Annotated in this window: 8 protein-coding genes and 1 pseudogene; 6 read left to right on the top strand and 3 right to left on the bottom strand. The window is 74.9% G+C overall.

The window, feature by feature from the left end:
• Window positions 1-105 precede the first annotated feature (105 nt).
• The 6 genes and pseudogenes from hemQ (at window position 106) to hemL (ending at window position 6,332) form a co-directional block, all read left to right on the top strand.
• The gene (gene hemQ, locus Q6348_RS03355) at window positions 106-768 is read left to right on the top strand and encodes a hydrogen peroxide-dependent heme synthase (protein ID WP_304599912.1); all 663 of its coding nucleotides are present in this window, start codon (window positions 106-108) and stop codon (window positions 766-768) included.
• The gene (locus Q6348_RS03350; protein ID WP_304599911.1) at window positions 765-1,928 is read left to right on the top strand and encodes a ferrochelatase; all 1,164 of its coding nucleotides are present in this window, start codon (window positions 765-767) and stop codon (window positions 1,926-1,928) included. The genes hemQ and Q6348_RS03350 overlap by 4 nt, the downstream gene beginning before the upstream one ends.
• Window positions 1,925-2,878: pseudogene (hemC, locus tag Q6348_RS03345) on the top strand (hydroxymethylbilane synthase); the annotation flags it as partial. The gene Q6348_RS03350 and the pseudogene hemC, both read left to right, overlap by 4 nt.
• Before the next feature lie 84 nt (window positions 2,879-2,962).
• A complete protein-coding gene (locus Q6348_RS03340; protein ID WP_304601897.1) occupies window positions 2,963-3,799 on the top strand; it encodes a uroporphyrinogen-III synthase in 837 nt (278 codons plus the stop codon).
• The gene (gene hemB / locus Q6348_RS03335; RefSeq protein ID WP_434062044.1) at window positions 3,796-4,821 is read left to right on the top strand and encodes a porphobilinogen synthase; all 1,026 of its coding nucleotides are present in this window, start codon (window positions 3,796-3,798) and stop codon (window positions 4,819-4,821) included. Before Q6348_RS03340 ends, hemB begins: the two co-directional genes overlap by 4 nt.
• Before the next feature lie 170 nt (window positions 4,822-4,991).
• Window positions 4,992-6,332 carry a glutamate-1-semialdehyde 2,1-aminomutase gene (gene hemL / locus Q6348_RS03330; protein ID WP_434062024.1) on the top strand — a complete coding sequence of 447 codons (1,341 nt, stop codon included), beginning with the start codon at window positions 4,992-4,994 and terminating at the stop codon, window positions 6,330-6,332.
• A 139-nt stretch (window positions 6,333-6,471) separates the two neighbouring features.
• Here the strand turns inward: hemL and Q6348_RS03325 are convergent, their stop codons facing one another.
• The 3 genes from Q6348_RS03325 to Q6348_RS03315 all read right to left on the bottom strand — a co-directional run bounded on the left by Q6348_RS03325 (window position 6,472) and on the right by Q6348_RS03315 (window position 11,288).
• Window positions 6,472-7,803 (bottom strand): HNH endonuclease signature motif containing protein, encoded by a 1,332-nt coding sequence (locus tag Q6348_RS03325; protein WP_304599909.1) that lies wholly within the window; start codon window positions 7,801-7,803, stop codon window positions 6,472-6,474.
• Between the two features lie 246 nt (window positions 7,804-8,049).
• Window positions 8,050-9,165 (bottom strand): glycoside hydrolase family 6 protein, encoded by a 1,116-nt coding sequence (locus tag Q6348_RS03320; RefSeq protein ID WP_304599908.1) that lies wholly within the window; start codon window positions 9,163-9,165, stop codon window positions 8,050-8,052.
• Window positions 9,162-11,288 (bottom strand): NAD(+) synthase, encoded by a 2,127-nt coding sequence (locus Q6348_RS03315; protein WP_304599907.1) that lies wholly within the window; start codon window positions 11,286-11,288, stop codon window positions 9,162-9,164. The genes Q6348_RS03320 and Q6348_RS03315 overlap by 4 nt, the downstream gene beginning before the upstream one ends.
• Window positions 11,289-11,312 lie beyond the last annotated feature (24 nt).

Raw genomic sequence — 11,312 nt, 5'->3', positions numbered from 1 at the left:
ACAAACGTCACAGCGGATGCTCAGAATTCTCCCGGAATGGGCCCGTGCCGGCCGCGGACGGCCGCGAATTGTGGCGGATCGGCCGGCATCCCGCAGACTGCCGTCATGACCTCCGCCACCGAAGCCCCGTGGACCCTGTGGACCGTGCTGCGCAAGCCGGTCGACCCGACACCCGCCGACTCCGACGTCGCCCTCGCCGACGCGATCGACGCCCTGCCCGACGGCGTCCGCCTGCGGGGCCTGTACGACGTGTCGGGGATGCGCGCCGACGCGGACCTCATGGTCTGGCTGACCGGCACCGGCGCACAGGCGCTCCAGACCGCCCAGCGCGCCCTGCGGCGCACCACCGAGCTCGCGCCCCTGGTCCCGCGGTGGGCGGTGATGGGCGTGCACCGCCCGGCCGAGTTCAGCGCCTCGCACGCGCCGGCGTTCATGCATGACGCCGAGCCCAAGGCCTGGCTGACGGTGTACCCGTTCGTGCGCTCCTACGACTGGTACGTGCTACCCGAGGAGGAGCGCCGCGAGATGCTCGCCGAGCACGGCCTCAAGGGCCGCGAGTACCCGCAGGTGCTGTCCAACACGGTCGCCGCGTTCGCCCTGGGCGACTACGAGTGGATCCTCGCGCTGGAGGCCGACGAGCTCACCGACCTGGTGGACCTGATGCGGCACCTGCGGGCCACCGAGGCGCGTCGGCACGTGCGCGAGGAGGTGCCGTTCTTCACCGGGCGGCGCATCGAGGTCGCCGAGGTCGCGGAGGTGCTGCGGTGAGCCAGGGCGCCGCGTCTCTGCCGGCGCGCGACCCGCAGCCGCGCACCCGCTACGACGCCGTGCTGCTGGTCTCGTTCGGCGGCCCCGAGGGCCAGGACGACGTGCTGCCGTTCCTGCGCAACGTCACGCGCGGCCGGGGCATCCCGGACGAGCGGCTCGAGGAGGTCGCCCACCACTACCGGCACTTCGGCGGGGTGAGCCCGATCAACGACCAGAACCGGGCGCTGCGCGCGGCGCTGACCGCCGAGCTCGACCGCCGGGGCCTGGACCTGCCGGTGTACTGGGGCAACCGCAACTGGGACCCGTACCTCTCCGACGCGCTGCGGGCGGCGCATGCCGCCGGTCACCGGCGGCTGCTCGCGGTCGTGACGAGCGCGTACTCGTCGTACTCGAGCTGCCGGCAGTACCGGGAGGACCTGGCCGCCGCGCTCGAGGAAACCGGTCTGACGGCCGAGGTCCAGGTGGACAAGGTCCGCCAGTACTTCGACCACCCCGGCTTCGTCGGTCCGTTCGTCTCCGGGACCCGGGACGCGATCCGCACGGTGCTCGACGAGATCGGGCCGGACGCCGGACCGGGGGACGTGCACGTGCTGTTCTCGACCCACTCGATCCCCACCGTCACGGCCGTGGCGTCCGGGCCGCCGACCGCCGATCTCGGACCGGACGGCGCCTACGGCGCCCAGCACCGCGCGGTGGCCGAGGTCGTGATGGCGGCGCTGGCCAGCGGGACCGACGCGATCGAGGTGGACTGGTCCCTCGTGTTCCAGTCACGGTCGGGCAGCCCCCACACGCCGTGGCTCGAGCCGGACGTGAACGACGCGATCGGCGAGCTGGCCTCGCGCGGGGTGCGCGGCGTGGTGATCGTCCCGCTCGGGTTCGTCTCGGACCACATGGAGGTCGTGTGGGACCTGGACGAGGAGGCCACGGCCACCGCCCGGGACGCCGGGCTCGCGGTGTCCCGCGTGCCCACCCCTGGCGTGGACCCGACCTTCGTGACGGGGCTGGTGGACCTGGTCGAGGAGCGGCACACCACGGGGGAGCCGGACGGTCCGGTCGACCGGCCGGCGCTGACGCCGCTCGGCCCCTGGTACGACGTGTGCCGGGCCGGGTGCTGCGCGAACCCGCGGGGCGAACGACCGGCGGTCGCAGGCCTGGCATGAGGATCGGCACCCGCGGCAGCGCGTTGGCACGGACGCAGACCGGCATGGTCGCCGACGCGATCGCGCACGCCATGGGAGGCGACGCACGGGACGGGATCGAGCTGGTCCGGGTCCGCACGGACGGCGACCGGCTGTCCGGCTCCCTCGCGTCGCTGGGCGGGACGGGCGTGTTCGTGACCGCGTTGCGGGCTGCGCTCATCGACGGGCGGTGCGACCTCGCGGTGCACTCCATGAAGGACCTCCCCACGGCGCCGCCGGACGGCCTCCGACTGGTGGCTGTGCCGGAGCGCGCCGACCCGCGGGACGCGCTGTGCGCGCGCGACGGCCTGACCCTGGCGACGCTGCCGGCCGGGGCCCGGGTGGGCACCGGGTCGCCCCGCCGGGCCGCTCAGCTGCTCGCCGCCCGGTCGGACCTGGAGATCGTGGACCTGCGGGGGAACGTCCCCACCCGGCTCGGGCGCGTCGCGGGGTACGTGCACGCCGACGGTACGAGCGGGCCCGGTGACCTCGACGCCGTCGTGCTGGCGATGTCCGGGCTCGGTCGGCTCGGCCTGCTGGCGGCGGTGACCGAGGCGCTGGACCCCGCCACGGTGCTGCCCGCGCCCGCGCAGGGCGCGCTGGCGATCGAAGGAGCAGGGCCGCTGGACCCGACCGCCGAGGCGGCGCTCGCCACCGTCGACCACCTGCCGTCCCGGCTCGCCGTGCTGGCCGAGCGGAGTCTGCTGGCCACGCTCGAGGCGGGGTGCGCGGCCCCCGTCGGGGCGCTCGGCCGCGCCGAGGGGGACTCGCTGCAGCTGGACGCCGTCGTGTGCGCGACGGACGGCTCGCGGCGACTGTCGGCCTCCGGCGCGGCGGTGCTGCCCGCCGACCGCCCGGCGGCCGAGCACGCCGCGCACGCGCTGGGTGTCCGTGTCGCGCGAGACCTGCTGGACCGTGGCGCAGGAGCGCTCGTCGTCCGGGCCAGGGCCAGCGGGCGCGCACAGGAGCCGGCGGAGCGCGAGAGCGGGGCGAGCCGCGCCCTGGACGGCTGGACGGTGCTCGTCCCCCGCGCAGGCGAGTGGGCGGAGCGCGTCTCCGCGCTCCTCGAGGAGGAGGGCGCGCGGGCCCTCGTGGTTCCGCTCATCGAGTTCGCCCCACCGGACGACCCCGCTCCGCTCGACGCCGCTCTGGACCGGGTCGGCGCGGGCGAGGTCGACTGGGTCGCCTTGACCAGCGCCACCACGGTGTCCGTGCTCGAGCAGCGGTGCGCGGTCCGCGGGACGTCCCTCGCGACGGCGCTCGCCCACGCCCGGGTCGCAGCGGTCGGGCCGGCGACGGCCGCTGCCGCGCAGCACGCTGGCGTGCACGCCGACCTGATCGCGCCGCTGCACTCCGGAGCCGGGCTCGTGGCGGCCATGCCGGACGGGCCCGGTACCGTCTTCGCGCCGCACTCCGACCTGGCCGACACGACGCTGGTGGACGGTCTGCGCGGGCGCGGCTGGACCGTGCGGGACGTCGTCGCCTACCGGACGGTGGCGGGTCCGCCCGCGCCGCAGGGCGTACGCCGCGACCTCGCCGACGGAGCGGTGGACGCGGTGCTGCTCACCTCGCCGAGCACGGTCGCGCAGCTGCTCGCACTCGTCGGGACGCCGCCACCCACCTGTACGGTCGTGTGCATCGGCGACCGGACCCGGCGCGCTGCCGCGGAGGCGGGGCTCACCGTGCACGTCACGCCCCCCACGTCAGGCGTCCCAGCGATGGTCGAGGCACTGGCGGCACACGCAGCTGGTCGGAGCGATGCGATGCGCCCGAGCCGCTCTGACCACCAGCCCCCGGGCAACCAGCTCCCGGCGAACCAACCCCCGACCGACCGCGACCAGGAGACCCGGTGAGCACCCACCCGCTGCCACGCGAACCCCGCAACGTCGGCGCCGTGCCCGGCCCGACGGTCCGTCCCCGCCGCCTGCGCACCAGCCGAGCGATGCGTCGGCTGGTCGCGCAGACGCGGGTGCATCCGGCTCAGCTCGTCCTACCGGTGTTCGCCCGCGAGGGCGCGACGGAGCCGGTGCCGATCCGTTCGATGCCCGGCCAGGTGCAGCACTCGCGCGACTCGCTGCGCAACGCGGTCACCCGGGCGGCCGAGGCCGGCGTGGGCGGGGTGATGCTGTTCGGCGTCCCCGCCACGCGGGACGCGACCGGATCGTGGGCCACCGACCCGGAGGGCGTGCTGGCGACGGCGGTGCGGGACGTGGTCGCCGAGGTGGGGGACGCGCTCGTCGTGCAGGCGGACCTGTGCCTCGACGAGTTCACCGACCACGGCCACTGCGGGGTGCTGACGCCGGACGGGCGGGTGGACAACGACGCCACGCTGGAGCGCTACGCGGACATGGCGGTGGTGCTCGCGGACGCGGGTGCGCACCTGCTGGGACTGTCCGGGATGATGGACGGCCAGGTCGCGGCGACCCGCGCGGCGCTGGACGCGGCCGGCCACCAGGACACGGCGCTGCTGGCGTACGCCGCCAAGTACGCCTCGGCGTTCTACGGCCCGTTCCGGGAGGCGGTCGAGTCCACCCTGCAGGGCGACCGCCGCACCTACCAGCTCGACGCGGCGAACCGGCGTGAGGGTCTGCGGGAGGCGATGCTGGACGTCGCGGAGGGCGCGGACGTCGTGATGGTCAAACCCGCGGGGTCCTACCTGGACGTGCTCTCCGACGTGGCGCAGGCCTCCCCGGTGCCCGTGTGGGCCTACCAGGTCTCCGGGGAGTACTCGATGGTGGAGGCCGCCGCCGCGCACGGCTGGATCGACCGGCGGGGCGTGGTGACCGAGCAGGTGACCGGCATCGTCCGCGCCGGCGCCGACGCCGTGCTGACGTACTGGGCGACGGAGCTGGCCGGGTGGCTGCGCGATGCGTGACCTGCGGCCCTGTGCTGATCGGCGACCCGCCGCGCGTCCCCATCGCACCAGTCCCCAGCGCCTCCAGCGCACCGGACCCCAGCGCCCCCACCGCACCGGACCCCAGCGCCCCCACCGCACCGGACCCCAGGACACCGTGCACCCCCTCGTGAAGAACGGAGCACCGCGTGCTGACCAACCATGACGCGTTCGCCCGAGCGGCGGCGGTCATCCCCGGCGGGGTGAGCTCCCCGGTTCGCGCCTACGGCTCGGTGGGGGGCGACCCGAGGTTCCTGGAGTCGGCGCGCGGCCCCTACGTCGTCGACGTGGAGGGCCGTGAGTACGTAGACCTCGTGGCGTCCTGGGGCCCAGCCATCCTGGGGCACGCGCACCCGGAGGTGGTGGACGCCGTGCAGCGCGCCGCCGCGCGCGGGCTGTCCTTCGGCGCACCGACCGTCGCCGAGGTCGAGCTCGCCGAGGAGATCGTCCGGCGCGTGCCCGTCGTCGAACGGCTGCGCCTGGTGTCCACCGGAACCGAGGCGACGATGACCGCGGTGCGGCTGGCTCGCGGCATCACGCACCGCCCGCTCGTCGTGAAGTTCGCCGGCTGCTACCACGGACACTCCGACGGGCTGCTGGCCGCCGCCGGTTCAGGTGTGGCAACCGCGGGCCTACCGGGCTCGGCGGGTGTGACGGAGGCGACGGCCGGGGAGACGCTGGTCCTGCCGTACAACGACCTCGACGCGGTACAGGCTGCGTTCTCGGCACATGGCCACCGGATCGCCGCGGTCATCACCGAGGCGCAACCTGCGAACATGGGAGTCGTCCCGTCGCTGCCCGACTTCAACGGTGAGCTGCGGCGGATCACCGCCGCGCACGGCGCCCTGCTGATCTGGGACGAGGTCCTGACCGGCTTCCGGGTCGGGCCGAGTGGTTGGTGGGGGATTGAGGCGGCCTCGCCGGCGGGGTTGCCGGGCTGGGCGTGGGCGCCGGATCTCGTGACGTTCGGCAAGGTGGTCGGCGGTGGGCTGCCTGTCGCCGCCGTGGGAGGGCCGGCCGCGGTGATGGAGCACCTCGCGCCGCTCGGGCCGGTCTACCAGGCCGGCACCCTGTCCGGGAACCCGGTGGCGGTGGCGGCGGGTTTGACCACCCTGCGACTCGCGGACGACGCCGTCTACCGCAGGCTGGACGAGGTGGCCGACACGCTGCGCGCCGAGGTGCACGCTGCGCTCGACCGGGCCGGCGTCCCGCACCGGGTCCAGCACGCCGGGAACCTGTTCTCGGTGTTCTGGGGCGAGCGCGCCGCCGAGGACGGTGTGCTCACGTACACGCAGGCCAAGGCCCAGGACACCGCGTCCTACACGCGGTTCTTCCACGCGATGCTCGACGCCGGGGTAGCGCTGCCACCGTCGGCGTTCGAGGCATGGTTCGTCACGGCGGCGCACGACGACACCGCCGTGACGCGCATCCTCGACGCCCTGCCCGCCGCGGCTGACGCAGCGGCCCGCGCCCCGGGCGCGACACCCGCCTGATCGGGGGGTGCGTGAGGACACCCGCCTGATCGGTGGGCACGTGAGGACACCCGCCTGATCGGTGGGCACGTGAGGTGGATCCCGCGCGCTTCACCGGACTCATCCGTCGACGCGGCATCGGGTGCTCGTGCCGGGCCCACTACCCCGTGCGGGCCCGCGGTTCGGGCAGGCGGATGGGGAGAACCGGCTCGAGGCTCACGATGTGGACCCGGCCGACCGGTGAGCGCCACAGCGTCGCCCCGCTGATGGGATCCCGGCTCGCGTACCAGCCAGCGTGAGTCTTGAGCCGGTGATGGTGGCGGCAGAGCGCCTGGAGGTTCTGCTCGACGGTCTGCCACCGGGCGGGGCGGTCCGGGTCGAACGGCTCGACGTGATCGATGTCGCAGCGCGAGGCCGGGACTCGGCACCCCGGGAAGCGGCAGGTCCGGTCCCGGTCGACGACGGCACGGGCGAGCTCGGCGGAGGGCCGGTAGCCGTCAGTGCCCGGAACGGCGACGATCGGCACGCCGTCCTCGTCCACCCGCACGAGCTCGCGCGTCGCGTCCTCCAGCAGGTGCGCCACGGCCACCAGCGGCACCGGTCCGTAGCCCGCCAGGTGCGCCACGGCCACCAGCGGCACCGGTCCGTAGCCCGCCAGGTGCGCGATGTGCCCCAGGCCCGCATCTGGGCTCGCGGGCGGACCACCCGCAGGCTCGTCCGCACCCGCACCCTGCTGCGCGACGGCCCCGGACCGCCCTCCCGCTGCGCGGGCCGACCTCGCGGCCACCGTGACGAGCAGGTGAGGTCGGCGGTGCTGGCGCACCGGCAACGGCGCACCGCCGGGCCCGAGTCCGGAGTCGAGCACGCCGCGCGCCATCGCCGTCAGAGCGTCGGCCCGGCGCTGGTCCGCGGTGCGCTCGTCACCCGGCTCGCGCGCCGCGGCGACGCCATCGAGCGCGGTCATGACGGTGGCGGCGTCCGCCGCGGGCAGCAGAGCCCGGATCCACGCCATCGCGTCCGGGGCGGGTGTCATCCGAACGCAGCGATCCCGACGCGCGTCGGCGTGCCGGGCCGCCGCAGCCTCGGCGTCCAGCGCGAGCTCGGTCGCCCGGACGTCCGCGCGGAGCTGCGGGACGGTGCGCTCGTCCGCCGTCTCCAGGACGCGGGCGAGCACCTCGTCCGCGAGCGCCCGCGGCAGGTGCTCGGTGTCGTGCAGCAGCGCCTCGGCCTTGCGGCCGGAGACGGACCCCTCATCCAGGGCGGCGGCCAGCCGTGGGTGGCGTTCCAGCCCGAGCGCGAGCTCGACCTTGTGCTCGGCCGCACGGCGCGTGATGGCGAGCCGGGTCGCTACCTCGTCCGGCAGGCGATCCACATCCGCGCCGCACGTCGCGCGTCTGCCCAGCTCCGCGATCCACCTCGACTGGTGGCCGACCATCCAGGCCGCCGCGCGCTCCCACCCCGCGATGCCCTCGACCAGGGTCTCGCTGTCCATCGCGGCAGGGTCCAGCTCGACCAGCCGAGACACGAGGCCGACCGACGAGCTGCGGCCCTCCAGCTCTGCGGCGACGGGGTGCCGCCCGTCCCAGGCCCATGGCGCGCTCGGTCCCGTGGGCCCAGCGGCTGCTACCGACACCAGAACACCCCCGATCGTCGAACACCTGTACGATATTCCTCTGCTCCGACACGCCCGCCAGCGGCGAGCGATCGACTCGAGGGACACGGGAGCGAGCCCCGGCGCTCACCCAGCCCCGCGCGCCAGCTCCAGAGCGTTCGACTTCCAGAACACTCCCGCCGCCGGGCCACCGTTGCAGGTCCCGTCGGACTCGCCGGGGATCTTCACCCAGAGGACCGCGTCGAGCACGCCCTCGTCCACGGCGCGCGGCGCCTCGCCGAGCGCCCGGCCCGGCGGGTTGCACCACTGGTGGTCGGCCGTGGGGCCGTTCCCGTTGCGCGACGTGTCCACCACCGCGTGCAGGGTCGAGCCGTAAGCCTCCGAGATCCGCTCGGCGTAGTCGACGGAGTCGGCCGTGGTCTCGTAGTTGGACACGTTGAGGGCGATGCCGTCGAACGCGTCGGCTCCCACGGCGCGCAGCCTCGACGCCGCCTCGGTCGCCGGGAGCCATGCCGCGTTGCCCACGTCGAGGTAGACCCGGTTGCCCCCCGCGCGCAGGATCGCACCGGCGTCGTGCAGCAGCCGCACCCGCGTCGCGCCGCCGCACTGGTCCGACGCGGCCAGCCCGTCGGGCTCCAGGACCACCCAGACCCGCCCGTCCATCCGGTCGGCCAGCTGCCGCACCCAGGCCAGGTAGGCGGACGGGTCGGCGGCGCCGCCGGCCGAGTACTGCGAGCAGTCCCGGGTCGGGATGTTGTAGAGCACGACGACCGGGACCGTCCCCTCCGCAGCCGACGCCCGGACCGCACGCTCGAGCGTCGCGGCGTCCCAGGTCCCGCCGTTGAGCCAGATCGCCTGGGGCTGGTCGGCGATCCGCGACAGGAGCGCACGCTCGGAGTCGTCGGCCGCCTGCTCGAGGATGGCCTGCTGCGACGGGTCGGCGTAGAACCGCAGAGGTTGCCCGCTCGCAACGGCCGAGGCCGCCGGCGTCGTGGTCACGCTCGTCGGAGAACCGGCCGAGCCGCCCTGGGCATCGTCCGAGGCGACGGGCGTCGTCGCTGCGTCCCGCCCTGCACCCTCACCCGAGCCCGCCTGCGATCCCGCCGCAGCGGCCGGCGCAGGGGTCAGCCCGACCGACCCGGACGTCCCCTCGCTGCACCCCGCCACGAGGACCAGCATGCCGACCAGCAGCGGCGGCACCAGGACGCCGTGCCGTCGGACCCGGGATCGTCGCCGAGTCACCGTCCCGCGTCCGGCTCCCACGCCTCCGGCACGGACGCCAGCTCGTCCAGCCACACCCGCGCGCTCGCGTCGGACGGTGCCCGCCAGTCACCCCGCGGCGACAGCGACCCACCGCCGGACACCTTCGGCCCGTTGGGCATCGCCGACCGCTTGAACTGGCTGAACGCGAAGAACCGCTGGCAGAACACCCCGAGCCACCGCTTGATCGTCGCGAGGTCATACGCCACCCGACGCTCCGCCGGGAAGTTCTCCGGCCACGGCCCGAGCCCCGCGTCGTGCCAGGCGTGCCAGGCCAGGAACGCGATGGTCGAGGGCGAGCGCCCCACCCGCAGCGTGTGGAACAGCGAGAAGTCCTGCAGCGCGTACGGGCCGATCCGCTCCTCGGTGGACTGCGGCCCCTCGCCCTCGGCGGCCGGGACCAGCTCCGGGCTGATCTCGGTGTCGAGGATCGCCTGCAGCACCGCGTCCACGTCCGCGTCGAACTGCCCGCTCGCGATCACCCAGCGGATCAGGTGCTGGATGAGCGTCTTGGGCACGCCCGAGTTCACGTTGTAGTGCGACATCTGGTCGCCGACGCCGTACGTCGACCAGCCGAGCGCGATCTCCGACAGGTCCCCGGTCCCGAGCACGATCCCGCCGCGCTGGTTGGCGGCGCGGAACAGGTAGTCGGTGCGCAGCCCGGCCTGGACGTTCTCGAACGTCACGTCGTACTGCGGCTCACCGTCGGCGAACGGGTGGCCCAGGTCGGCGAGCATCTGCCGCGCCGCGGGCCGGATGTCCAGCTCGGAGAACGTCACCCCCAGCGCCCGCGCGAGGGCCGTCGCGTTGGCCTTGGTCTCGTCCGACGTCGCGAACCCCGGCATCGTGAACGCCAGGATGTCCGACCGCGGCCGCCCCTCCCGGTCCATCGCGCGCGCGGCGACGATGAGCGCGTGGGTCGAGTCCAGCCCACCCGAGACCCCGATGACGACCTTCGCCCCACCGATCGCCCGCAACCGCTGCTCCAGCCCGGCGACCTGGATGTTGTAGGCCTCGTAGCAGTCCTGGGCCAGCCGCGCCGGGTCCGACGGCACGAACGGGAACCGCTCCACGACGCGCCGCAGACCCACGTCCCGCGCGGGCGGGTCGAGCCTGAACGACACGGTGCGGAACCCGTCGCGGCCGACGGCTCCGGCTCCGTCCACCACTGCAGCCCCGGTCGATCCGGCCGCGCGCGCACGCTCGGCGCGGTGCCGGCGGTTGTCGTCGAACGTGCCCATCCGCCGCCGCTCGGCCGCGATCGCGCCGAGGTCCACGTCGACGACGGTGCGGTGGTCGCCGTGCGCGAACCGCTCTCCCTCCGCGAGGGTCGAGCCCAGCTCGTGCACCATCGTCTGGCCGTCCCAGGCCAGGTCCGTGGTGGACTCGCCCTCGCCCGCCGCGGCGTACACGTAGGCGGCCACGCACCGCAACGACGCGGCCCGCGCGAGCAGCGCCCGCGACTCGGCCCGGCCGATCGTGATGGGGCTGCCCGAGATGTTGACCAGCACCGTCGCGCCCGCGAGCGCGGCCTCGGCGCTGGGCGGCACCGGCACCCACATGTCCTCGCACACCTCGACGTGCACCACGAGCCCGGGCAGGTCCGACGCGGCGAACAGCAGGTCCGGGCCGAACGGCACGTCCGCCCCGAGCAACCGGATGGTCGACCCCGCCAGGTCGTCCCCCGGCGCCATCTGACGACGCTCGTAGAACTCCCGGTACGTCGGCAGGTACGACTTGGGCGCCACCCCGAGCACCCGGCCGCGGTGCACGACGACCGCGCAGTTGTAGATCCGGTGCCGGTACCGCAGCGGCGCCCCGACCACGAGCACGGGCATCAGCTCGGCAGTCGCCTCGGCCACCCGGGCCAGCGCGGCCTCGACGTCGTCGAGCAGCGCGTCGGCGAGCAGGAGGTCGTCGATCGCATACCCGGTCAGCGCGAGCTCCGGCAGCGCGGCGACCGCGACCGCGTCGTCGTGGCACGCGTGCGCGGCACGGATCACGGCGTCGGCGTTGGCCTGCGGGTCGGCGACGGCGCTCGGCATCGCACAGGCCGCCACGCGGGCGAAGCCGTGCCGGTACGCGGAGGTGAACGGCAGCTCCATGAACCCTCCTCGATCCGGTCGCGG

Origin of the sequence: Actinotalea lenta (genome assembly GCF_030586465.1) — a bacterium.
Lineage (GTDB): Bacteria > Actinomycetota > Actinomycetes > Actinomycetales > Cellulomonadaceae > Actinotalea > Actinotalea lenta.
This window is presented reverse-complemented; position numbering and strand designations above follow the sequence as displayed.